This window comes from Pseudomonas sp. UBA6310, from assembly GCF_002438225.1.
In the GTDB taxonomy this organism is placed as follows: Bacteria; Pseudomonadota; Gammaproteobacteria; order Pseudomonadales; family Pseudomonadaceae; genus Pseudomonas_O; species Pseudomonas_O kuykendallii.
Map to the genome: position 1 here is coordinate 55,999 of NZ_DJTK01000051.1, position 22,085 is coordinate 78,083.

The window sequence follows — 22,085 nt, forward strand, 5'->3', positions numbered from 1 at the left end:
CCAGCCTGTCATCGCCGTGCTAACAGATAGCCGCGGCTGACCGGCGGAGGCGGCCGCCATGGGCGTAACCTGAGCAAGTCCGGCTAGGCGCGCCCGTTGCGGATCGGGAGATGCTGTCGCCGACCGCATAACCAGGAGCGTCCAGTGCCCGAAACTCCAACTGCCTACGGCAAACGCTTCGACGCCGTGCTCGCCTACATCGATGACCACCTGGAGGGTGACCTTTCGCTGAAGGCCTTGAGCGAGGTGGCGCATTTCTCGGCGTTTCACTTCCACCGGCAATTCACCGCCCATGTGGGCGTGCCGGTTGCACGCTATGTGCAGCTGATGCGTCTCCGGCGCGCGGCGCATCGGCTGGCGTCCGGCGCGGAATACTCGGTGCTGGACGCCTCGCTCGACGCCGCCTTCGACAGCCCCGAGGCATTCAGTCGGGCCTTTCGACGGGACTTCGGCATGGCGCCCAGTGCGTTCCGGCAGCAGCCGAACTGGCAGACCTGGCATGCGGTTTTCGCCATTCCCCATTTTTCCAGGAGCATTAGCATGCAGGTACGTATCGTTGATTTCGCCGAAGTCCGGGTCGCCGCGCTCGATCACTGCGGCCCTCCCGCACAGCTGGACCAGAGCGTGCGCCGATTCATCCAGTGGCGTAAGAGCAGCGGGCAGTCGCCGGTAGGCACCCAGCGCACCTTCGGCATTCCCTACGGCAACCCGGACACGACACCGGCGGAAGAATTCCGCTTCGCCCTCTGCGGCGAAATCGACGGGGCCGTGCTGCCGAACGATTACGGCGTCCGCGAGATGATCATTCCCGGCGGCCGTTGCGCGGTCGTTCGCCATATCGGCTCGCCCGATCACATCGGCGAGAGCATCTATCCGGTCTATCGCGACTGGCTGCCTGGCAGCAACGAAGAACTCCGCGATCACCCGCTGTTCTTCCACTACTTGAGCGTCTTCCCCGAGACACCGTTAGAGGCGTGCCAGACGGACATCTATGTCCCGCTGCAATAGCCTGGAGCGTTCATACTTTGCCGCCGGGCGTCCCACATCGGCTTTCCTGCTGCTTGCTCCAGCGTCTACCTTCGCCCGGCCACCGCTGCCGGCAGTTGCGTAGCACGGAACCGAAAGTGCTTTTCGCCGTCAGCTATCCAGGCAAGTCGCGAGCCTGGGAAACGAGGCGAATCACTGGAGAATATGCAGATGCCTGAATTCAAGACGCTGTTGTCGGTCCTTCTTAGCGTCTCGTTGATCGGTGCCACGCCTGCGCTGCTTGCCGATCCGGGTGGCGGTAAAGGCAATAAGCATGGCAAGGGAGCCCACAACGAGCAGGGCGCTGGAGGCGGTTGGCAAGGTAGCCCGGACATCGATTCAGGCGGGGTGCGCGTCATCCTCAATGACAATCGCGACTATTGGAGTCCAGGCGCCTCATTACCCCCGGGAATCCAGAAGAACCTTGCCCGCGGCAAACCTCTTCCTCCTGGAATCGCGAAGAAGCTGGATAGCCGCCTGCTCGGTCGTCTCCCGCACTACGAGGGGTATGAGTGGCAGCAGGTGGGCACGGATCTGCTTCTGGTGACCATCGCTACCGGTGTGATCTACGAAGTCCTGCGTGGCGTTCTGGATTAGCGGATGACGGCGAGCTACCGGGGCGAAGCCATCGTCCACTCGGTCCGCCTCCCAGACCTCACGAGGCCTTGCCGTCATCGCTGAGCCAGGCAGCCTGGAAAGTTCAGGCGTCCGGCTGGACAACGCCCTGCCTGCTCAAGTCGCGCGCTGGCAGACAGCCTCCAGATTCACGCCGTCAGGGCCCAATACATAGGCGGCGTAGTAATCGGCGTGGTAACGGGGCCGGAGCCCGGGCGCACCGTTGTCGCTGCCGCCAGCGGCCATGGCCGCCGCATGGAACGCGTCGACAGCCTCTCGACTGTCGGCGATCAGCGCGATGTGCGCTCCGGAGTTGGGGATGGAAGCCTCGTGCAGCCAGAGGAAGGGCTTGCCTGCAGAACCGAACCCCAGCCGCCGAGGCCTCGATTGAGGCGGATCGGCGTCGATGCTCATCATCAAGGTGATCCCCAGTGGCGCGAGCGCCTGCTTGTAGAAGCGGCGCGCCAGCAGAATGTCCGAAACACCCATGCCCAGATGATCGATTGCAGATCCAACGAATTGACTCATCAGGTTATTTCCTAAAAACGCCGATCATTCGGCAGGTTTGAATTCAGCCGCTACAGCGAGCGGGTCAGGGGGCGAACGTGGCCGTGTGAACGTCACTACGCATCCCTGGAGTTCAATGAGAACCGCGTGGGTGACGCCGTGTCTCTACACCCGATCAGCCAACCGGTAGCGGCCGCGGATCACTGAGTTCTTCCTTGAGGGTGCTGCCAGTTCTTGTAGACGAACTCCAGGCTGTACCCATCTGGGTCCTGAACATTCGCGGCGTAGTAGTTCGGGTCGTAGTGCAGGCGCGCGCCCGGCGGGCCCTTGTCGAACCCGCCATTGGCCAGTGCGGCCGCGTAGGCGCGTTCAACCTGGGCCTTGCTGCTCGCTACGAACCCGACATGCACCGAGCGACTATCGACCTCACCCGCGCGTAACCAGAAGAACATGCGCCCGTGGGCGCCGAAGCCCTTGAGGTCCGGATGCCCGGGCGGGCCATCCTTGCCGTCGTAGTCCAGGCGCGTGGCAATGCCCAGCGGCGCCAGGGCCGCTTCGTAGAAGCGGATAGAGCGCTCGATATCGCTCACGGACAGAAAAATGTGGTCCAGCATGGCGTGCCTCCCGCTCGTTCAGATGATGTAGCCGCCCGCGACCTCGAGGGTCTGGGCATTGATCCAGGCCCCGTCCTCGGACAGCAGCATGGCGATGACGCGGGCGACGTCGTCTGGCTCACCGACCCGGCCTAGCGCCGTTTGTGCCGCCAGCATCGCCTCGAACGCGTCATCGAGGCCGCCGCCCAATTCGGTTCGGATCGCCCCGGGAGATACCGCGTTGGCGCGGATACGCCGGTCGCCGAACTCCTTGGCCATGTAACGCGTCAGCACCTCCAATCCGCCCTTGAACGCGGCGTAAGGTGCCACTCCTGCCGTGGCGACACGGGTGGTTGCACTGGTCAGGTTGACGATGCCGGCGCCTTCTTCCAGGTGAGGCAGCAGGGTCTGCGTCAGGAAGAAAGGCCCCTTGAGATGAACGTCGAACAGGCCATCGAACTGCGCCTCGCTGACCGACTCCAGCGGGTTGAACAGGCCGTAACCAGCATTGTTCACCACGCCTGCGAGGGTGGTCGTATCCCAGGTTTGCCGCAGCGCAGCGAGAACGGCTGTACGGAATGCTTCGAAACTTCCGACATCCGCCACGTCGAGCTTGAGTGCAACGGCCTTGCCTCCCGCTTCTGTGATGCGTCGCACCACCTCATCCGCGGCATCCGGATGCTGGTTGTACGTCAGAATGACGCCCATTCCGCGCTGGGCGACCTGTTCCGCTGTACGGGCCCCGATCCCTCGACTGCCTCCGGTTATGACGATGACGCCCATGACGTGCTCCAGGTGATCGCATGAGCCTCCACATTACGAGGCCCCGTCATCGCGCCCGCAGCCGTTCCTGCTCGAAACCTGCCTGTTTCTGCTTTTTGCTTGCGCCGATCCCGCTGCTCCATTCAGCATGGCCGGCATGAACGATCAACTGAAAGAACTCCGCACCCTGGCTGCAATGGCCGAGAACCGCCGCACGGAAACGGGTATCCCGCGCGTCGCCATGGTCCAGGGCAAGGTTCCCGAGCATATGCTGGCGGCGGTCTATGACCCGATGATCAACCTGATCTTGCAGGGCAGCAAAACCATGAGCGTGGGTGATCGCACGCTGCGTTATGACCCGGCGACCTATTTCGTCATGTCCATCGAGCTACCCGCGGTGGGCACGGTGCACCCCGCGCCCTCGGGCGAACCCTACCTGGCCATCAGCCTGACGCTCGATCCCGCCGTGCTGGCCACACTCCTGGCGGACTTGCCCAAACCTGCCGACCGGCATGAAGGCGACCCGGGTTTCTCGGTAGCGGCCGTCACGCCCGAGCTGATGGATGCCTGGGTGCGCATGATGCGATTGATGGGCAACCCGGACGCCATCGCAGCCCTCGCGCCCGCTTACGAGCGCGAGATACTGTTTCGCGTCCTGCAAGGTCCCCATGGCTGGATGCTTCGGGAAATCGCCGCACCGGATACCGCCATGGCCCGCGTGAACACGGCCATCCAGTGGATTCGTCGGGATTTCGCCGAGCCGATCAGGGTAGAGCGCCTGGCCCAGAGAGCGGCAATGAGCGTTTCGGCCTTTCACCGGCACTTCAAGGCGGTGACCACCTTGAGTCCCTTGCAGTATCAAAAGCGCGTGCGCTTGCTCCAGGCACGCATGCTGATGGTCGCCAGCGGCAGGAACGTCACCCAGGCCGCCTTCGAGGTGGGCTACGAAAGCCCAACGCAATTCAGCCGGGACTACGTGAAGGTGTTCGGCCTCCCGCCTGCCAGGGATGCAGGAAGAATTCTCGGCGAAACCCGCGCACCCAGAAAGCCGATTCCCCTCCAGGGTTAGCTGACCCTGGACGGGCAGCCCGCCTGGGCATTCCCGCTATTCGGTCCATGCGTCGGTTCGATCAGCCCGCCGTTGAAATCAATCTCTCGGCCTGGCAGCAAACCATTCGATCAGGGCGTGAACCGCGGGCAGGGCAGGTTGGCGAGCCCAGATCCTGGCTGGCGTTCTCGGACAAGCGGCTGAGCAGGCACTGGGCGGCCGTGGGAGAACTTGCTTTCGTAGGGTGGACGACGCCTTGTGTGTCTACCGGCTTTCACATTACTTGTTCATTGAGTACCGCTGAGGTCGTTCTTTTGTTCGCGAGCTGGTGAGATGGCGAGATGGGGGCGCGTTTTCCAAACTATTTGCTAAAAATCATGGTCCGTCTTACAGCGTTAGGTGTTTTCCAAACACCTCGTCCCGGTGATATTTGAGAAACACACGTTGCTCCGAGTTGAACTCCCCCACGTTTGCAGAGACATTCAGGCTCCAGGAATTTAGTACGGGTATAGCCGCATCTATGACCAGCAGCGTGCCGTTATCTTTGAAGGTGATCCACCCGCGGTCGAACAATTTGTCTACATGCGGCGCGAGCATCAAGCCATTATTACCGTCCAGCCTCTCGCCGTCTTCCGAGTCCTTCCATGGCTTGATATGGCTGGCAATCAGAAAGCGAGCGTCACTTACACCTGTAAGTCGGCACATGGTTTCGATTGCTAGCACTTTGGCTCGAAACGTTCCTTGCCCCACCCGCGCTTGAATCAATTGCTCTTTTCTAGTAGTCGGCTGGTCCGAGGCCTCGATATCACGCTGTACTTGGTCGGCCTCTATTGATTCCAATACTTCGAAAGCGTCCTGCCCCGAAGCTAGATTAATCAAAGTAATAATCCGTTCCGCTGTTTCCTTAGGTAGCAGGCGCATTGCCTGCCGTGGTACGTGGATACGAGCTTTCGTGTAGTGGACTGCATACTGCAACTCATTAATTGTAGATAGCCAGCGCACGGAACGAATGTGTTTATGAGTCCAAGCTGGTGCTGGAAATGGATCATTCCTCAATTCATAAGTGCTACGGCAGCCTGCTACGCCTACCCCAACGAAGCCTCTTCCATTTGCGTAGGCCAGCAGAACATCACCCTCTTCAAGTTTGTTTCTTAGGTACCGCTCGCCTAAATCGCCTGCGATTCCCTTATAGCCAAGAGTGATCATGCCCTTGTCTCGGCAGATGTGCCACCATGCCTGTTCGCCCGGGCCGCCGATATTGAAGAAGTAATAGTTCAATGAAAGTACCTAAAATTAAAATGGGAGCGGTCTCTATTGCTTAGTCGCGATTAGTTATTCCGAACGGGATATGTACTGATGGGACAACGGTACTTGCTGATTTGAGATGACTAGGCTGGTCGTCAAAGAAAATATGCGGCTTGAGGACTCCTAATATCCGTCCTTTGTCAATGCCCCCTAGAAAGAAGGCGTCATTCGCCATTACTCCCCAGCTTTTCAGTGTGTTTAATGCCCGTTCGTGTGATGGTGCATTTCGGGCGGTGACGATAGAAACTCGAATGCGGTTTTCATATTCTGAATTTAGTATTTTATGGCTCTCTTCAATTGACTGAATCTTTGCCATGCGAACCAAGAACTCTTTTAGTGGCCCTGGGTTATGTGGCTGCATTACATTTTTTAATTCGTGCGCATGGAATTCGCTTAATCCAGACGCTTGCATGACTGATTCAGACTCATCGCTGGCTAAAACTCCATCGAAGTCAAATGCGATTCTTAATGCCTTGTCACTTTCGTCATCGTCAAATTTTGACTTAAGAACTTGTCCGGCAGGATGTCCGGCTTTTATTGCGCCGTCAACATCGGACTTATTTCCCGATAAAAATAAGGAAATATTTAAGGCTGGGATGTACTCGTAGGGGGATTTCCCTTGCATAAAGATTGCGCGAGTCATTCCAAGCTCATAGTGTTCAATGGTCTTCATTACCCGAAGTCCCGTGTCAGGATCGTTTCTGGAGAGCAGAACTACCTCGACAATAGGATCTTGAGGACTGGCGCTTAAATCATTCAGTGAAAGAAGGCGCTTGATAAAAGGGTATGCAATTCCTTTGGGAAGTGGATTGTTCAGGTTTTTTTCTTGAAACTTACGATATTCTTCTTCGCCTTGGCTCCTGAATACCGCATCGGAGTCATTTAGGTCGAATACCGCACTTGATGCCACACCAATGACTAATCGATCGTCTAGTTCGTACGGCATCTAGTCCTCGCTATCTAAATTTTTGTGATTCGTGGTGTTCATGTGTGGGCTTAAGAGTTTTAACCTGAAGGCTCTAGCCGCTTACTTGCAGCTAGGTAGCCTGGATAAAATCAGGCTTCAGTATCTGAATTCGTAGGGTGGGCAACGCTCTACTTGTCTGCCGGCTTTTTCGGATATATCCATAAGCGTTCAACACCCGATTAACTCCACGCCCATCGGTGGAAAACGCTCCGCGATTTCCACCCTACGTTGAGGCGCTTCAAACCGATATAACGCCTCTACATCCCGGCCACTTCGTACATCCCCAGAATTCATTTCCCGTATTCGGGCCTTTCTTCGCCGTGCGCTTGATCATCGCGGACTGGCATACCGGGCATTTTGGCGCGGAGGGCGGAACTGTCGGTGCGGTTGCGCTGGCAATGGGTGGCTCGACCGGTGTGCTGGGACGGTGGCCGTCCAGGGTGATCCAGCGGTCGAGTTCTTTGCCTTCCACCAAGCGGATATTGCGGCCTTGTGCGAAGGACTTGGCTTCAGCGGTGAAGGTGCCGGCGCAGACGACGAAGCCGCCGACCGCGCCTTCGGCGACTATTGCGCCGAGGAATTCCCGGATGACCGGGACGCCGACCTTGAGCGCGCGCCATTGCTTGCACTGCACCAGATACTTCTCGCCGTCCTTGCGCAGCACTAGGTCGACGCCGCCGTCCGGGCCGTTGCCGCCGGTTTCGCTGACACTGTAGCCCTGGTTACGGAAGTTCTCGCCGACCAGTGCTTCGAATTCCCGCCAGGAAATGTTCTGCAGCGTGCGACCGCTGCGAGTGGCCTGCGCAACGTCACGGTGCAGGCGTTTACGCTTGCTGCGACCGATGATTGAAACCGATGCGCCGATCACGCAGGCGGCGGGAATCAGGTATTGGAGAAAGGTCGCGATACCGCGAAAGGCCGAGCCGGTGAGGGCTTCGGAGAAATGCTTGGGGTCTGTCAGTACGGGCAGGGCGCTGGTGGCGTAGCCGTGCAGGGCGTACCAGGCGATCGGCGCGAGTAGCAGGCTCAGCCACCAGGGCAGGCGGCTAGTGATGAAGATGAGGTCTTCGACAGCATTGGTCTTGCGGCGAGCCATCCTTGTCTCCTTGTTCCCGGCGCCACGCTCGTTGGCGCCATCGTCTTACTTCCATTCTGCTGAGCCGGACGTGCGCCAAAGATTGCGCATCGCAAGCAACTTGGAAGGTATCCATGAGAAGTGCATCACGCAAGGGAAAGCCGGGCTCCGGGCAACCCTCTTCCTAAACCCCTTTCCCAACCCCCCCTTTCCTTGTCCTACCCCCACCCCCCGCGCTAGAGTGCGCCGGTCACGGTCAATCCCGTGGCCTGGGTGTGGTAACCCGGAAATACACGAAGGCGCGGTAGCGCTATAGCCGAGAGCAGGCGCTTTTTTTATGCCTGTTGTTTTCTCGTGCATTTATGGCGGGCCGTGTGAGGCGGGCTTCGGCTCGGCCGGCATTCCTTCGTGAGCCGGTTTACCACCCTTGCACGGTCCGCCTCCATCCGTGTGGTAACGGTTGGAACGCGGCTCCTTAAATCACGAAGGAGCATAAGGAAAATGCGCTATCCCCCTTTTACGCACGGGCACCTCCCTGCTGTTTGCGTCGTATCGATCACCTTCGTTCTGGAGGTGTGTCGTGGCTGAGTCGAACCACATTGCCTTCCCTTCACTGCAAGCGTCTGCCGCGGGCGCGCGTGAAAAGAACTATCCCTACCGGATCGAGGCCGAGTTGCAGTTGGCGTTGCTGCTGCGCCAGTTCGGCTCCGCCGAGCCGGAAAACGATCAGATGATGTACCTGGACGCCAGGGAGATCCGGCAGGTACGGGCGCGCATTCGTGAGTTGGCGGCGCTGCTGGTCAATGTCATCGAACAGGCCAGGGAGGGCGGCTGATGAGTCGCCGTGGCGTGTGCCGGCTGGCCGCCCACGACGAGCATCCCGGCGTCGAAATCAACCTCCCGGCCAGGCAGCAAGCCGCCTTCGATCTGGGCGCGAACTGCGCGCAGGCCTGGTTGGCGAGCCCCAATCCTGGCTGGTTGTGGGCCGGGATGCTGGCCGAGCGTGACCTGCTGAGGAGCGAGGCGGCGCGCCGGGCGTTCGATATCGGCTTTCTCAGCCGCTTGCACCAGCGATTGCGCTCGCCGGGCGACGGTGGCCTGCCGTCGGGCTAGCAGGGCGGCCGCGTGGATCGGCCCTCTATCTGCGTTCGTCGGTATCGCCGCGTGTTTCGTCCGGCCCCTGGATGTGCGCGGCGAAGCCGGTCCGCTGCGGTGCGATCTCCGGGCGCAGGGTCAGCGCGGGAATCTCGTAGGCGCCGCCATTCTGCTGGCGGAAGGCGATGGGCGCGGTATTGAACAGCGTGTCCAGGCGCTCGCCGAGTTGCTCGCACAGCGCGGCGTAGCGGGCCGCGTCGGTGCGACCGGTGCGGTAGGCGACGAAGGGCGGCAGCACGTCGAAGCCGGGGTAGTAGAGGATGCCGTGCTGGATCGGGAACAGCAGGTCGTCGATCGGCCCGTTGATACCGCGAGGGCCGTAGTGGCTGTCCCAGCCGCCGGTGGTCACCACCAGCATCGCGCGCTTGCCGGCCAGCGTGCCTTCGCCGTAGCGCTCGCCCCAGCGGGCGTCGGAATGCTCGCCCACGCCATAGGCGAAGCCGCAGGCGTACACGCGGTCCACCCAACCCTTGAGGATCGCCGGCAGGCTGAACCACCACAGCGGAAACTGCAGGATCACCGCGTCGGCCCAGAGCAGCTTGGCCTGTTCGGCGGCGATGTCCGGGCTTTGCAGGCCGTTGTCGAAGGCGTGTTTCGAGTCCGCGGAGGGGTCGAAGCGTTCCGCACCTCGCGGCGCCAGGCTGTCGTCCACATCCAGCACGGGTTTCCAGCGCATGGCGTAGAGGTCGGAGACCTGCACGTGGTGCCCGGCGGCTTCGAGATGGCGGACGGCGAAGTCCTTCAGCGAGCCGTTGAGGGATTGGGGTTCGGGGTGCGCGTATACCAGAAGGATATTCATCGAAAAGCTCCACTGTCGGATGCGCGCAGGATGATCGTGCGTCCGGTATTGTGGAAATGAATATCCGAAATCCCTGGTATAGCCGTGAACAATCTCAGAAAGCTCGATCTGAATCTGCTGCTCACGCTTGACGTGTTGCTCACCGAGCACAACGTCACCCGTGCGGCGGAGCGGCTCAACCTCGCGCAGCCTTCGGTCAGCGTGCATCTGGCCAAGTTGCGCGAGTTCTTCGGCGACCCGTTGCTGATGCCGGGCCCGCGCGGCATGCGCCCCACGGCGAAGGCCGACGAGCTGCGCGAGCCGCTGCGCCAGGCGCTCGAAGCGCTGGGCCGCGCGGTGGCACCCTCGGCGCCGTTCGATCCGCTGACCGCGCAGCAGACCTGGCGCCTTGCAGCGACCGACTACGGCGAGACCACGCTGGTCCTGCCGGCGCTGGCGGGGTTCGCCGCGCAGGCGCCGGAGTCGCGCCTGGCGGTGGTGGAGCTGGTGCCGCCGCGCATCGCCAAGCAGCTGGAGCAGGGGCTCGTCGACCTGGCGTTCCACACCCTGGAGGGGGCGCCGCCCGGATTGCACGGGCGCACGGTGTTCGCCGAGCGCTACGTGCTGGCGGGGCGCGCCGGGCATCCGGCGTTGCAGACGGCGCCGTCGCTGGAGCGCTTCTGCCAGCTCGATCAGGTGATCGTCTCCCCGGACGGCGGCGGCTTTCGTGGCGTCACCGACGAGGCGCTGGCCGCGGTCGGGCTGTCACGCCGGGTGGCGCTGTCCGTCCCGCATTTCCTCTTCGTGATCGCGGCGCTGAGCGGCACCGATCTGGTAGCGATGCTGCCGTGGCGCCTGGTGCGGGGTAATCCCGCGTTGCGCGTGGTCGAGGCGCCGGTGGCGGTGCCGGGTTACGAGATGACCATGCTCTGGCACGAGCGCTCGCACCGCGACCCGGCGCACCGCTGGCTGCGCGAACACATCGTGGGGAGCATCGAGGCGGACGCCGCCGTGTAGGTAAACCGCTGCCTCAGCGGCCGGGCGGTTCGTCCGTCGGGCAGGCATCCCGGCAGCGCCGGCTGGCGTCGGGATTCGGCAACCAGGCCAGGTGCGGGCGGGCGCGGGCGAACAGCCGGTAGCCCGCCAGGAACAGCGGCCGCAGCGGCTTCCAGGCCAGCGGCGCGACCCAGCGGCCAACGCCCGCCGCGCGCCAGCTCCAGAGCGTGGCGTCGATACCCGTGAGCCATTCGCCGCTGGCGCTGCGCGCATGCAGGCACTCGCTCAGTTGCTGGAGGCTGCGCCCGCTGGCCTCGGCATCGAAGTCCGGCGCGCTGATGTCGCGCATGACCAGCCGTTCGGGGCGGGCATGGCGGGCCAGCCAGCGCACCTCGCGGGCGCACAGCGGGCAGGCTAGGTCGACGTACAGCGTCAGCGGAAACTCCGGGGTCTTCATCGGCTCTCCAGGTGTGCGCCGTGGATCATGGGCGGTAGACCACGGAGCTGCGGCGGACGTCGCGACCGTACGGCAGGTCGCGAGCGGCCGGGCGACCTACACGGCCAGCAGCTCGCGCACCCGGGCGCTGAGCGCGTCGATGGCGAAGGGTTTGGTCAGCACCTGCATCCGCGGGCCGAGCTGGGTGTTGCCGACCGCGGCGTTTTCCGCATAGCCGGTGATGAACAGCGTCTTCAGGTCGGGGCGGGTTTCGCGTCCCGCGTCCGCCATCTGCCGGCCGTTCATGCCGCCGGGCAGGCCGACATCGGTGATCAGCAGGTCGATGTGCACATCCGACTGCAACACCTTGAGCCCGGAAAGGCTGTCCGCCGCCTCGATCAGGGTGTAGCCGAGATCGCCCAGCACTTCGGTCAGCAGCAGGCGCACCGTCGGCTCGTCGTCGACGATCAGGATCGTCTCACCGGCGTCGGCGAACTCCGCCGGCAGCGCGCCGGTGTCGTCCTCGTCCTCCCCCGCATCGCCGTGGAAGCGCGGCAGGTAGAGGGAGATAGTGGTGCCCTGGCCCACTTCGGAATGCAGGCGCACCTGGCCACCGGACTGCTTGGCGAAGCCGTAGATCATCGACAGGCCGAGCCCGGTGCCCTGGCCGATGGGCTTGGTGGTGAAGAAGGGGTCGAAGGCCTTGGCCATGACATCCGCCGTCATCCCGGTGCCGTTGTCGGTGACGCACAGCGCCAGGTACTGGCCGCCGGGCATGTCCAGCGCGCCCGCGGACTCGTGATCCAGCCAGCGGTTGGCCGTCTCGATGACGATGCGGCCACCGCCGGGCATGGCATCGCGGGCGTTGAGGCACAGGTTCAGCAGGGCGTTTTCCAGCTGGCTGGCATCCACCAGCGTCGGCCAGAGGTCCGGCGTGGCCAGCGTATCGACCACGATGCCGGGGCCGACCGTGCGCTGGATCAGCTCGGTCATGCCCTGTATCAGGCCGTTCACGTCGGTCGGCCGCGGGTCTAGGGTCTGGCGCCGGGAGAAGGCCAGCAACCGATGCGTCAGGGCAGCGGCACGCTTGGCCGCACCCTGGGCGGTGACGATGTACTTGTCGAGGTCGTTCCAGCGACCCTGGGCGATCCGCGCGCTCATCAGGTCGAGGGCGCCGGAAATGCCCGCCAGCAGGTTGTTGAAGTCGTGGGCGAGGCCGCCGGTCAGCTGGCCGACCGCTTCCATCTTCTGCGACTGGCGGAGCTTTTCCTCGGCCTGCATCAGCTCGGTGGTGCGTTCGGACACGCGCTGCTCGAGGGTGTCGTTGAGCGCGCGCAACGCGGCGTTGGCGCGGTCGCGCTCGGCCTCGACGGAGCGCCGTTCCTCCATATCGATGAGCACCCCGGGGAAGCGCCGCGGGGTGCCGTCCTCGGCGAGGTCGACGCGGCCGTTGGCCTCGATCCAGTAGTACCGGCCGTCCGCGCGTCGCACCCGGTACTGATGCGCGTAGGCGCCGCCGCGGGCGATGGCCTTGTCGATCGCGGCGATCAGGCCGTTGCGGTCCTCGGGGTGCACGGTGGCGATCACCTGTTCGAGGCTAAGGCCTTCGCGACCGAGAGCCGGGTCTATGCCGAAGGAGTGGGCGAAGGCTTCGTCGACGTTGAAACAGTCGGTGGGCAGGTCCCAGTTCCAGGTGCCGATGATGGCGCCGGCGGCGAGGGCGAGCTGCACGCGCTCGACGTTCTGCCGCGCGACGGCTTCGCTGGTGCGCAGGCGGTCTTCGGCGGCGTGGCGGGCGGTGACGTCGCTGAAGAGGATCGCGATCTGCCGGTCGGCGGGGTCGCCCACGCGAACCGCGCGCACGTCGAACCAGCGCTCGAAGGCCCTCGCGTAGCTCTCGAAGGACGCCGGCTCGCCGGTCTTCGCGACGCGCCCGTAGGTCTCGAACCAGAAGCGCTCCAGGTCGGGGGCGAATTCGGTGACCCATTTGCCGCGCAGGTTCACGCCGGCCTGGCGCTCGAAGGCCGGGTTGGCCTCGACGAAGCGGTAATCCACCGGTTGGTCGTCGACATCGAACTTGACCTGGACGATGGCGAACGCCGACTCGATGGTTTCCAGGATCGTCCGGAAGCGCTCCTCGCTCTCCCGCAACGCCGCCTCGGCGGTGCGCAGGCGGGTCAGGTCGAGCATCGCGCCGATCATGCGCACGGCCTGGCCTTCGTCGTTGCGGATCACATGGCCACGGTCGAGGATCTCGGCATAGCTGCCGTCGTGGCGGCGGAAACGGTATTCGGCGCTCCAGCTCGTCGTGTCGCCTTCGATCACGGCGTGGATCGAGTCGTCGATGCGTGCGCGGTCGTCGGGGTGGATCTGCGCGATCCACCAGTCGCCGGTCATGTCCTGCGGCGCCAGGCGGTGGCCGTAGGCGTCCTCCAGCGCATCGTTCCAGAGCACGTGGTTGGCGATCAGGTCCCAGTCCCAGATCGCATCGTTGGTGGCCTTGGCCACCAGGCGATAGCGCTCCTGGGTTTCCTCCATGGCACGCCCGGCCAGGTGCTCGGGGGTGCGGTCGCGGAGATCTTGACGTAGCCCAGATGCGTGTCGTCGTCATCGTAGAGCGGCATCATCTCGCCGGACGCCCAGAAGCGCTGGCCGTCCTTGCGCAGGTGCCAGCGTTCTTCCGGCGCGCGCTGCATCTCGGGGTCGATCCGGCCGCCAGCCCGCTCGGTGGGGAAGAAGAACCGCGTGGCGTCCTGGCCGCGCATTTCCTCGGCGGTCCAGCCCAGCAGGTGCGTGGCGCCCGGATTCCAGTCAGTAATCACGCCGTTCGGGTCGGCAACGATCATCGCGAAGTCGATGGAGTTTTCGAAGAGGACGCGCTGGCGAGCCCTGCTGCCGCCGAGCCCCAGGTGGCTGGCTTCTGCCGGGGTATCGTCGTGCGAGGCTTCCGGGTCCGCCGCGGCGACGGTGGTCGGCCGATGGCCGTCGGCCTGCGCCTTTTCCAGCGCCGCGCGCAGGCGCAGGACTTCGGCTTCGAGCGCTTCGCGGCTCAGGTCTTTCAGGATGTTCCCACTCACGCAACGTCACTCATTCTGGCGGGCTTGTATCCGCGACCTGTTATGGCGGCAATCAGACCAGAAACCCCTGGGCTTTGCACCCGCCGATAACCGGTCTTTTCGGGACGCCGCGGCGGCGTTGCGCGAGCTAGGCGAGGCTAGTCCTCGAAGCGACCGCTGCCTTCGCGATCCCTCGGGTAATGCCGCGCGAGCGGGAAGGGCGGCAGCCAGGACTCGCGGCGGACGACCCAGCTCTCATAGGTGGGCGTGAACTGGTCGGTGGCATCCAGGGAGCCGACGTTCACCTCGATTTCATCGGCGCTGCGCGAGAACACCGACGAGCCGCAGCGCGGGCAGAAGACCCGGCCCTGGTAGTCCCGCGTCTCGCCCTCGACGGTCACCGCCGTCTCGGGAAAGATCGCCGACACGTGGAAGAGCGCGCCGTGGTACTTGCGGCAGTCCAGGCAATGGCAAAGGCCGACGCGATAGGGGCGCCCCGACGCCACGAGTCTGACGTTGCCGCACAGGCAACCTCCGGTGAATCGATCCATGCTGCGTGTCCTCTCGCTGTGAAGGTTTGAGAGTGGCCGATCGGCCCGTCGGCCTGGATAGGCTGGCGGGCGTCTCGGCGGATAGTCGGTATGCCATATCGACCACGCGGGCAGCCGTTTGCGCGCCCGACGCTCCCATTCCCCACGAAAAGGGCTTCACCTGCGAAGGCGCAGCAGGTTACCTCACTGGAATTCCCACCTCACGCCGACCCAGGCGGTGCGCGGCGCGCCGGGGGCGACGAAGGTTTCGCCGACGCTGGCGCTGCGCCGGCCGTTGACCGCGCCGCTGCCCGACTGGCCGTCGGTGCGCAGGGTGCCGCCCGCGTCGAAGGGGTTGGCGCCGAGCATGCCGGCAGTAGCGTATTCGCGGTCGAAGAGGTTGTTGACGCGGGCGAACAGCAGCCACTGCGGATCGATCCGGTAGTCGGTGGAGAGGTTGAACAGCGTGTAGCCGCCGATCTTGCCGCCGCCCTGGTAGAGGCCACCGCGCTGGTGGTCGTTGTTCTCGTTGCCGCGCACGTAGCTGCCGGAGAGGGCAATGGCATCGCCGCCGACGTTCAGGCGTTCGCTGAGCGCGTAGCGGGCCGACAGCTTGAAGAGGTGCCGGGGGATCAGCGGAATGCGGTCGCCGGGCTTCACGCTGAGGGTGCCGTCGTCGGCGCTGCTGTTGGCTTCGCCGAGGAAGGTCTCGCTGGAGCGGTAGGTGGCGTCGAGGAAGCTGTAGTTGGCGCCCAGCGTCCAGTCGCCCCAGGCGCCGGCGAAGCCGGTCTCGATGCCGCGACGGCGGGTCTTGCCGAAATTGTCGAAGTAGCCGCTGCCGCTGGTGCTGGAGGAGACGAACATGATGTCGTCGACATTGATCGAGCTGAACACCCCGGCGTTCCACTGCATGTGTTCGCCCAGCGTGCCGCGCAGCCCGGCCTCCCAGGTCTTGGTCACCACCTGCTCCAGCGGCGGGTCGCCGGCCATCGAGTTGGGCAGGCGGCAGGGCGCTTCCGGGTTGGCGCAGCCGAGCTCGATGGTGGTCGGCGCGCGGCTGCCTTCGCTGTAGCCGAGGTAGCCGGTCACGCGCGGGGTGAAGGCGTAGGTCAGGCCGATGGCGGGATTGAGGCGGCTGAAACGGTGGGTGCCGCTGAGCGAGGCGTTCTCGTCGATCTCGTCGCCCAGCGCGTCGCCGTCCAGTTCGTAGTGGGTCTGGCGGTCGTGGTTGCGCACCGAGACACGGTTGTAGCGCGCCGAGGCGGTCAGGTTCAGCCCCTCGGTCAGGGTCAGGGTATCGCTGCCGTAGAGGCTCCAGGTGCGGGTGTTGCCGGCGAGGTCGACGCTGCGGTCGTCGAGGTCGCCGTCGAGGTTGAAGGCGTTGCCGGGCTCGGCATACACGCCGCTGCCGAGGATGCCGCGGTCGGCGGTGAGCGCGCCGAACTCGGCGGACTGCCGGAAGCGCACCTGGCTGTAGTCGAAGCCGCCGCCCACGGCGAAGGTGTTGGCCCGGTCGAACAGACGGTTGCGGAACGATGCCTGGGCGAACAGCCCGGCATTGCTTTGCCGGGTGTCGGTGCGGTTGATCACGCCGGTGCATTTCTCGCCGGGTTCGCCGCCCGGCTCCAGTTCCGCGAGGCAGGCGGCGAGGTTGGCGGCGGTGGTGTAGGCGCCGGGCGTCAGCAGGATGTTCTGGCCGGCTTCGCCGACGCCTTCGGGCAGCGCTTCGTCGTTGATGTCGCCGTTGAAGGTATCGGTGCGGATGTGTCGGTAGTAGGCGTTGCCCGACAGGCTCAGGTCGTCGCTTACGTCGTGGCTCCACTGCAGGTTGAGGAAGCTGGCGGTGTTCTGCGTGTTGTCCGGGTGGGTGTAGACGCTGTCGTAGTCGCGGCTCAGGAAGCTCCTGGGGACCATGCCGTTACCGTTGAGGTCGGTGTCGGCGAAGCTGTAGGTCAGCTTCAGGTCGGTGGTTTCGCCCTGCCAGCCGAGCTTGCCGAACAGGTTCTGCGCATCCGAGGCGGAGTGGTCGCGCCAGCCGTCCTCCTCGAACCAGGTGCCGGCGACGAACCAGTCCCAGGCGCCCTGGCTGCCGCCGTATTCCCCTTCACCGATCCGCCGCCCGTATGAGCCGAGCGTGGCCTGCAGGGCGCCGCCGGGATAGGCGCGGCCGTCCTTGGTCTGCACCGCGAGCGCGCCGCCCAGGGTGTTCAGGCCGAACAGCGGGTTGCTGCCGGGCATCAGTTGCGCGCTGGCGATGGCGTTCTCGGGGATCAGGTCCCAGCTGACCACGTCGCCGAACGGCTGGTTCATGCGCACCCCGTCGAGGTACAGCGACAGGCCCTGCGGCGTGCCGAGCAGCGGCGAGGCGGTGAAGCCGCGGTAATTGATGTCCGGCTGCAGCGGGTTGTTCTGGATCTCGTTGAGGTAGACGCCGGCGACCTGCCGGTCGAGGAAGTCGGCCAGCCCCAGCGACTGGCTGCGGGCGAGGTCCTCGGCATCGAATGTCTGCAGCGGCGCGGCGACGCTGTCCGACGGCGTGCCGAAGGACGGCAAGGGCAGGGTGCCGATCACCTCCATGGGTTCGAGGGCGAGGGGCGCGGGAGCGTCCGCGGCCATGGCGAGCGGCAGCACGCAGGCGTTGCCCATGACCAGGGCGAGGGTGATCGAGGTGCGCATGGCGGCTCCGGTGTTTTTATAGGAATGGCGGATGCGTGCCATTAGAGCGGGGGCAGGCTCGGGAAAAAATCCTCCGTTGGGTCCGGGGCGGCTGTACCTAGGTACTGGTGGCGATCGACAGCCGTGCCCGGCGGGGCCGGCATGGCGCGGGGGTGTACCATGCGCGTTCCGCACGTTCCGAGTGAGCATCGATGAGTTGTACCGACCGCAAGATCGACCAGCTGCGTCAGCGCATTCCGCGTTTCGACTGCGTGCCCGGTTGTCACGATTGCTGCGGGCCGGTCACTGCGTCGTCCGAGGAAATGGCGCGCCTGCCGGTGCGCAGCGACGCCGACCACGATGCCGCGCTGGCCGAGTTCAACTGCGTGCACCTCGGCCCGCAGGGCTGCCAGGTGTACGACCAGCGCCCGCTGATCTGTCGCCTGTTCGGCACCACCGCGAGCCTGCCGTGCCCGCGCGGGCGTGGCCCGGAAACCCCCACCGAGGCGCACGTCGAGCGCCAGGTGCACCGGCTGATCGCGACCACCCGGCAGGTGCTGGTCTAGCCGCCTCCGCGCGGGCTAGAAACGCGCCGCCAGTTGCGTCAGCGCGTGCAGCACCAGGCCCACCAGTCCGCCCACCAGGGTGCCGTTGATGCGGATGAACTGCAGGTCCTTGCCCACGCTCTGTTCCATCTGCGCCACCAGTTCGCGGCTTTCCCACTGCTCCACGCGGTCGGCGATGTAGTCGCCGATCTGCCGGCGGTAGCGCTCCAGCAGCTCCGGCGCGGCGGCCATGGCCTGCTGGTTGATCCACGCGCGCATGGCCGCGTCGGCGGCCAGCGATTCGCCGAGGCCCTGGGTCAGGCGGACGATGCGCCGGCCGATGCGCGAGTCGTCGCTGTCCAGGTCGTCCTGCAGCCACTGCACCAGCGCCTGCCAGAGCTGCTGCAGGTAGGCGGTGGTGGCCGGGTGTTCGAGCAGCTGGGCGAGGAGGCGCTCGACCTCCAGGCGATAGTGCGGGTCGTGCTTGAGGCGCTCGACATACAGCGCGACGTGTTCGTCGAAGCGTTTGCGCAGCAGGTGCTGCGGGTCGTTGGCGACCTCGGCGATCAGCGAGGAGATGCCATCCACCAGCTTGTTCGCCGACCAGTTGCCGACGCTCTTGCCGAGCCCCAGGTAGCGCAGCGTGCGCACTTCCGAGGTGATGGTGCGGGCGATCAGCGCGCGGGTGTCGTCGTCGCGCAGCAGCCCGTGCAGGCGGACCAAGCCCTCGTCGAGCACGGCCTGGTGGCGACCCTGGGCGGTGAGCAGCTCGAGCAGCCTGCCGCACGCAGGCGCGAGGTCGACGGCGCGCAGGCGGTCGACCAGCTTGCGCTGGACGAAGTCGCGTACCGGTTCGTCGCGCAGCGCGGTGACGCCGAAGCGCGCCACGCCGATCAACTGGCGACCGACCATCCCGGCGTTGTCCGGATGGCGCAGCCAGTCGGCGAGAAGGCCGCCGAGGTCGAGTTGTTGCAGCTTGGCCAGCACCATCGGGGTGGCGAGGAAGTGCGTGGTGATGAAGTCCGACAGCTTGCGGCCGATGCGCGCCTTGCTGCGCGGGATGATCGCGGTGTGCGGAATCGGCAGCCCGAGCGGGCGGCGGAACAGCGCGGTGACCGCGAACCAGTCGGCGATGGCACCGACCATCGCCGCCTCCGCGAAGGAGGCCAGATAGCCCCAGGCCGGGTGTCGCGCCTGCATCGCGGTGGCCAGCGCATAGAGCGCGGCGGCGAGCAGCAGGAGAAGCCCGGCCAGCAGCTTCATGCGGGCGACCGGGGATTGCCAGGTGTGCAGCAGACGGCTCATGGATGTCCTCGCTCGAAGGAGGGTTGGGGAGAGGGGAGGGCCGACCGTTTCGCGGTGTTTCCGGCCCTCTCCCCCAGTCCCTCTCCCATCAATGGGAGAGGGGAGCCAGTGCGGGCGACCGTGTGAACCGCATTATGGTGGTCGGCAGCTTGCCTGATAAAAGAGTGCCGCGACCTGCCCGGCGTTCGCCGGGCGGTGCGTGCAGGGTAATTTCCTTCAATACCCCGCAGGAGGCGATCCCTAGCCTGCAGCACTGGTTCCCTGCTGCAGAGATCGCGATGACTCCCTACCTGTCCATGGCCGCCTTCGCGCTGGCCTCTTCCATCACCCCCGGCCCGGTCAATCTGGTGGCCCTGAACTGCGGCGCCCGGTACGGTTTCGCCGCCAGCCTGCGACACGTGACCGGCGCCACGCTCGGCTTCACCCTGCTGTTGCTGCTGATCGGCCTCGGGCTCTACCAGGTGCTGCAGCGCGCGCCGCTGCTGATGGTCGGCATCCAGTGGGGCGGCGTCGCCTTTCTGCTGTACATGGCCTGGCGGCTGGCGCGCGACGATGGCCAGCTCGGCATGGAACGGCCGGCTGCGAAACCGTCGCTGTGGACCGGAGCGCTGATGCAGTGGCTGAATCCCAAGGCCTGGCTGGCGTCGGTGGCGGGCATGGGGCTGTTCGCGGCGGACGGCGAGCTGACGCGGGTCTGGCTGTTCGCCGCGCTGTACTTCGTCATCTGCTATCTCTCGCTCGGCGCCTGGGGCCTGGCCGGCAGCCTGCTGCACCAGCACCTGCAGCATCCGGCGCGGGTGCGCCTGCTCAACCGGACGATGGCGCTGCTGCTGGCGGGCAGCGCCCTGTATCTGCTGGAGGGCTGAGGGCGCTTCGGGGCACCTCAAAAACCACCTGCGTTGTCGTCACGTCGTTCGTGAACGGTGCTTTGCGCCTGTTTTTGCCGGGCGCTGACGGTCTCGCCTGCGTTCTTGGCGATCCCTTTCAGTCGCGGTACTGGCCGGGTGTCGCCGCGAGGTGGCGCTTGAACGAGCGCTGGAAGTGCGCCTGGTCGGCGAAGCCGGCGTCCAGCGCCACCTCGGCCAGGCCGCGGCCCTGGCGCAACCACTGCTGGCTGCGCTGGATGCGACGGTTGAGCAGGTAGGCGTGGGGCGTCATGCCGTAGCGGCGCTTGAAGCGGCGGATCAGGTAGGACGGCGACAGCCCGGCCGCCGCGCAGATGGCTTCCAGGGTCAGCGCCTCGGTGCAGTGGGCGTCGATGAACTGCGCGGCGCGCTCCAGTTGCGCGGGTTCCTCGTCCATCGCCGCCGGGCGCGGTGCCAGCGTGCGCTGCACCAGTCCGAAGAATTCGACGATCGCGCCCTGCTTGTGCGACGTGTCGGCCTGCTCGTCGAGCAGCGTGGCGTGCAGCGCGGTCAGGGCGGCGAACAGCGCGGGATCGCGGCTGAGGATCGCCGCGAACGGCGCGAAGGTGCCCTCGGCGCTGGCGCCCAGCTCGCGCTGCAACGCGCCGAGCCAGGCGGCGTCCACGTAGAACATCAGGTACGACCAGGGTTGCCCGTCGACCGGGTTGCAGGCGTGCACCGCCTGCGGATTCATCAGCACCACGCAGCCGGCCTCGATGGGCTCGCAGGCGTTGCCGTTAAAATAGGTGCAGCTCCCGGCGGTGACCGCGCCGATGGAGAAAAAGGCGTGCGAGTGCGCCGCGTAGCAGACCTTGCGGCCGTCCTCGACCGAGCGGGCTTCGATGAAGGGCAGTGCGTCATCGCGCCAGAAGCGCGGCTGATCGCTGGGAAGGAGGGTGGTCATTGGGGCACCTGCGCGGCGGTTGCCGGGCAGGCACTTTATCAGTGGCGAAAGGGTTGTGCTTCTGCCGTAGGGTGCGCCGTGCGCACCGACGAATGTCCGTCAGCCGCTCGCGGTGCGCATGGCGCACCCTACGGTTCAGGCGGCGTCGCTGTCGCGGGTGGCGAGCGATGCCGGCGCGGACGCGGACGCTTCGACCGAGGCGGTTGCCGGGCAGGCGCTTTATCAATGGCGAGAGGGTTGTGCTCCTGCCGTAGGGTGCGCCGTGCGCACCGACGAATACCCGTCCGGTCGCTCGCGGTGCGCATGGCGCACCCTACGTTCAGGCGGCGCCGGCGCGGAGGCTTCGACCGAGGCGGTTGCCGGGCAGGCGCTTTATCAGTGACGAGAGGGTTGTGCGCCTGCCGTAGGGTGCGCCGTGCGCACCGAAGAATGCCCGTCCGGCCGCTCGCGGTGCGCATAGCGCACCCTACGGTTCAGGCGGCGCCGGCGCGGAGGCTTCGACCGAGGCGGTTGCCGGGCAGGGGCTTTATCAGTGGCGAGGAGGTTGGGCTCCTGCCGTAGGGTGCGCCGTGCGCACCGACGAATGCCCGTCAGCCGCTCGCGGTGCGCATGGCGCACCCTACGGTTCAGGCGGCGCCGGCGCGGAGGCTTCGACCGAGGCGGTTGCAGAGCAGGCGTTTTATCAGTGGCGAGGGGGTTGGGCTCATGCCGTAGGGTGCGCCGTGCGCACCGACGAATCCCCGTCCGGCCGCTCGCGGTGCGCATGGCGCACCCTACGTTCAGGCGGCGGCGCCGGCGTGGAGGCTTCGACCGAGGCGGTTGCAGAGCAGGCGCTTTATCAGTGGCGAGGGGGTTGGGCTCCTGCCGTAGGGTGCGCCGTGCGCACCGATGGATGCCCGCCCGGCCGCTCGCGGTGCGCATG

20 protein-coding genes and 1 pseudogene are annotated in these 22,085 nt (G+C 65.2%); 8 read left to right on the forward strand and 13 right to left on the reverse strand.

The genetic code is table 11. The annotated features are described in order from the left end of the window. The first annotated feature begins 144 nt into the window (after window positions 1-144). Both B3E91_RS12235 and B3E91_RS12240 read left to right on the forward strand, forming a co-directional pair. Complete coding sequence (locus tag B3E91_RS12235) at window positions 145-1,008, forward strand: AraC family transcriptional regulator (protein WP_287029652.1); 864 nt, start codon at window positions 145-147, stop codon at window positions 1,006-1,008. A gap of 189 nt (window positions 1,009-1,197) precedes the next feature. Next, the gene (locus B3E91_RS12240; RefSeq protein ID WP_090229087.1) at window positions 1,198-1,623 is read left to right on the forward strand and encodes an anti-virulence regulator CigR family protein; all 426 of its coding nucleotides are present in this window, start codon (window positions 1,198-1,200) and stop codon (window positions 1,621-1,623) included. A 135-nt stretch (window positions 1,624-1,758) separates the two neighbouring features. Here B3E91_RS12240 and B3E91_RS12245 read toward each other — a convergent pair whose 3' ends face one another. From B3E91_RS12245 to B3E91_RS12255, 3 genes are all read right to left on the reverse strand, one after another. Next, entirely contained in the window at window positions 1,759-2,169 is a 411-nt protein-coding gene (locus B3E91_RS12245) for a VOC family protein (protein ID WP_287029654.1), read from the reverse strand. A gap of 179 nt (window positions 2,170-2,348) precedes the next feature. Further along, window positions 2,349-2,762, reverse strand: a complete 414-nt coding sequence (locus tag B3E91_RS12250; RefSeq protein ID WP_287029656.1) for a VOC family protein — start codon at window positions 2,760-2,762, stop codon at window positions 2,349-2,351. Window positions 2,763-2,780: 18 nt separating this feature from the next. After that, on the reverse strand, window positions 2,781-3,524 hold the full coding sequence (locus B3E91_RS12255; RefSeq protein ID WP_287029657.1) for an SDR family NAD(P)-dependent oxidoreductase: 744 nt from the start codon (window positions 3,522-3,524) through the stop codon (window positions 2,781-2,783). Window positions 3,525-3,660: 136 nt separating this feature from the next. Here B3E91_RS12255 and B3E91_RS12260 point away from each other — a divergent pair, with 136 nt between their 5' ends. Further along, complete coding sequence (locus B3E91_RS12260) at window positions 3,661-4,572, forward strand: AraC family transcriptional regulator (protein ID WP_287029658.1); 912 nt, start codon at window positions 3,661-3,663, stop codon at window positions 4,570-4,572. A 366-nt stretch (window positions 4,573-4,938) separates the two neighbouring features. Here the strand turns inward: B3E91_RS12260 and B3E91_RS12265 are convergent, their stop codons facing one another. From B3E91_RS12265 to B3E91_RS12275, 3 genes are all read right to left on the reverse strand, one after another. Next, window positions 4,939-5,829 (reverse strand): HNH endonuclease, encoded by an 891-nt coding sequence (locus B3E91_RS12265; protein WP_287029661.1) that lies wholly within the window; start codon window positions 5,827-5,829, stop codon window positions 4,939-4,941. 40 nt (window positions 5,830-5,869) lie between these two features. Then, window positions 5,870-6,802 (reverse strand): 5'-nucleotidase, encoded by a 933-nt coding sequence (locus B3E91_RS12270; protein ID WP_287029663.1) that lies wholly within the window; start codon window positions 6,800-6,802, stop codon window positions 5,870-5,872. A 259-nt stretch (window positions 6,803-7,061) separates the two neighbouring features. Beyond that, the gene (locus B3E91_RS12275) at window positions 7,062-7,919 is read right to left on the reverse strand and encodes a restriction endonuclease (RefSeq protein ID WP_287029664.1); all 858 of its coding nucleotides are present in this window, start codon (window positions 7,917-7,919) and stop codon (window positions 7,062-7,064) included. A gap of 559 nt (window positions 7,920-8,478) precedes the next feature. Between B3E91_RS12275 and B3E91_RS12280 the strand changes: the two genes are divergently transcribed. Together B3E91_RS12280 and B3E91_RS12285 are read left to right on the forward strand one after the other, a co-directional pair. Further along, on the forward strand, window positions 8,479-8,733 hold the full coding sequence (locus tag B3E91_RS12280; RefSeq protein WP_287029666.1) for a hypothetical protein: 255 nt from the start codon (window positions 8,479-8,481) through the stop codon (window positions 8,731-8,733). Beyond that, window positions 8,733-9,011 carry a LasR-specific antiactivator QslA gene (locus B3E91_RS12285; protein ID WP_286786268.1) on the forward strand — a complete coding sequence of 93 codons (279 nt, stop codon included), beginning with the start codon at window positions 8,733-8,735 and terminating at the stop codon, window positions 9,009-9,011. The genes B3E91_RS12280 and B3E91_RS12285 overlap by 1 nt, the downstream gene beginning before the upstream one ends. 25 nt (window positions 9,012-9,036) lie before the next feature. On the opposite strand, the gene B3E91_RS12290 is transcribed toward B3E91_RS12285, so the two are convergent. Then, complete coding sequence (locus tag B3E91_RS12290; RefSeq protein ID WP_287029669.1) at window positions 9,037-9,852, reverse strand: NAD(P)H-dependent oxidoreductase; 816 nt, start codon at window positions 9,850-9,852, stop codon at window positions 9,037-9,039. An 84-nt stretch (window positions 9,853-9,936) separates the two neighbouring features. On the opposite strand from B3E91_RS12290, the gene B3E91_RS12295 reads away from it, so the two are divergent. Then, window positions 9,937-10,848, forward strand: a complete 912-nt coding sequence (locus B3E91_RS12295) for a LysR family transcriptional regulator (RefSeq protein ID WP_287029670.1) — start codon at window positions 9,937-9,939, stop codon at window positions 10,846-10,848. Between the two features lie 13 nt (window positions 10,849-10,861). Here the strand turns inward: B3E91_RS12295 and B3E91_RS12300 are convergent, their stop codons facing one another. The 4 genes and pseudogenes from B3E91_RS12300 to B3E91_RS12315 all read right to left on the reverse strand — a co-directional run bounded on the left by B3E91_RS12300 (window position 10,862) and on the right by B3E91_RS12315 (window position 17,525). Beyond that, the gene (locus B3E91_RS12300; RefSeq protein WP_287029672.1) at window positions 10,862-11,284 is read right to left on the reverse strand and encodes a thiol-disulfide oxidoreductase DCC family protein; all 423 of its coding nucleotides are present in this window, start codon (window positions 11,282-11,284) and stop codon (window positions 10,862-10,864) included. 96 nt (window positions 11,285-11,380) lie between these two features. Then, a pseudogene (locus B3E91_RS12305) lies at window positions 11,381-14,172 on the reverse strand (PAS domain S-box protein). A gap of 305 nt (window positions 14,173-14,477) precedes the next feature. Beyond that, entirely contained in the window at window positions 14,478-14,870 is a 393-nt protein-coding gene (locus B3E91_RS12310) for a GFA family protein (RefSeq protein ID WP_287029673.1), read from the reverse strand. Between the two features lie 183 nt (window positions 14,871-15,053). Next, window positions 15,054-17,525: a TonB-dependent receptor gene (locus B3E91_RS12315; protein ID WP_287029675.1), complete on the reverse strand. Its 2,472-nt coding sequence runs from the start codon at window positions 17,523-17,525 to the stop codon at window positions 15,054-15,056. 191 nt (window positions 17,526-17,716) lie between these two features. Between B3E91_RS12315 and B3E91_RS12320 the strand changes: the two genes are divergently transcribed. Next, a complete protein-coding gene (locus B3E91_RS12320) occupies window positions 17,717-18,070 on the forward strand; it encodes a YkgJ family cysteine cluster protein (protein ID WP_273232814.1) in 354 nt (117 codons plus the stop codon). A 15-nt stretch (window positions 18,071-18,085) separates the two neighbouring features. Here B3E91_RS12320 and B3E91_RS12325 read toward each other — a convergent pair whose 3' ends face one another. Then, window positions 18,086-19,354, reverse strand: coding sequence for a DUF445 domain-containing protein (locus B3E91_RS12325; RefSeq protein ID WP_287029677.1), 1,269 nt, complete (start codon window positions 19,352-19,354; stop codon window positions 18,086-18,088). Between the two features lie 278 nt (window positions 19,355-19,632). On the opposite strand from B3E91_RS12325, the gene B3E91_RS12330 reads away from it, so the two are divergent. Beyond that, window positions 19,633-20,220, forward strand: a complete 588-nt coding sequence (locus B3E91_RS12330) for a LysE family translocator (protein ID WP_287029680.1) — start codon at window positions 19,633-19,635, stop codon at window positions 20,218-20,220. Between the two features lie 118 nt (window positions 20,221-20,338). Here B3E91_RS12330 and B3E91_RS12335 read toward each other — a convergent pair whose 3' ends face one another. Beyond that, entirely contained in the window at window positions 20,339-21,163 is an 825-nt protein-coding gene (locus B3E91_RS12335; protein WP_287029683.1) for an AraC family transcriptional regulator, read from the reverse strand. Window positions 21,164-22,085: the final 922 nt, after the last annotated feature.

Coding starts and splice junctions, on each gene's coding strand:
- B3E91_RS12320 (WP_273232814.1), top strand. CDS start 17,717: ATGAGTTGTACCGACCGCAAGATCGACCAGCTGCGTCAGCGCATTCCG.
- B3E91_RS12325 (WP_287029677.1), bottom strand. CDS start 19,354: ATGAGCCGTCTGCTGCACACCTGGCAATCCCCGGTCGCCCGCATGAAG.
- B3E91_RS12315 (WP_287029675.1), bottom strand. CDS start 17,525: ATGCGCACCTCGATCACCCTCGCCCTGGTCATGGGCAACGCCTGCGTG.
- B3E91_RS12290 (WP_287029669.1), bottom strand. CDS start 9,852: ATGAATATCCTTCTGGTATACGCGCACCCCGAACCCCAATCCCTCAAC.
- B3E91_RS12275 (WP_287029664.1), bottom strand. CDS start 7,919: ATGGCTCGCCGCAAGACCAATGCTGTCGAAGACCTCATCTTCATCACT.
- B3E91_RS12285 (WP_286786268.1), top strand. CDS start 8,733: ATGAGTCGCCGTGGCGTGTGCCGGCTGGCCGCCCACGACGAGCATCCC.
- B3E91_RS12300 (WP_287029672.1), bottom strand. CDS start 11,284: ATGAAGACCCCGGAGTTTCCGCTGACGCTGTACGTCGACCTAGCCTGC.
- B3E91_RS12270 (WP_287029663.1), bottom strand. CDS start 6,802: ATGCCGTACGAACTAGACGATCGATTAGTCATTGGTGTGGCATCAAGT.
- B3E91_RS12250 (WP_287029656.1), bottom strand. CDS start 2,762: ATGCTGGACCACATTTTTCTGTCCGTGAGCGATATCGAGCGCTCTATC.
- B3E91_RS12240 (WP_090229087.1), top strand. CDS start 1,198: ATGCCTGAATTCAAGACGCTGTTGTCGGTCCTTCTTAGCGTCTCGTTG.
- B3E91_RS12310 (WP_287029673.1), bottom strand. CDS start 14,870: ATGGATCGATTCACCGGAGGTTGCCTGTGCGGCAACGTCAGACTCGTG.
- B3E91_RS12330 (WP_287029680.1), top strand. CDS start 19,633: ATGACTCCCTACCTGTCCATGGCCGCCTTCGCGCTGGCCTCTTCCATC.
- B3E91_RS12335 (WP_287029683.1), bottom strand. CDS start 21,163: ATGACCACCCTCCTTCCCAGCGATCAGCCGCGCTTCTGGCGCGATGAC.
- B3E91_RS12255 (WP_287029657.1), bottom strand. CDS start 3,524: ATGGGCGTCATCGTCATAACCGGAGGCAGTCGAGGGATCGGGGCCCGT.
- B3E91_RS12245 (WP_287029654.1), bottom strand. CDS start 2,169: ATGAGTCAATTCGTTGGATCTGCAATCGATCATCTGGGCATGGGTGTT.
- B3E91_RS12260 (WP_287029658.1), top strand. CDS start 3,661: ATGAACGATCAACTGAAAGAACTCCGCACCCTGGCTGCAATGGCCGAG.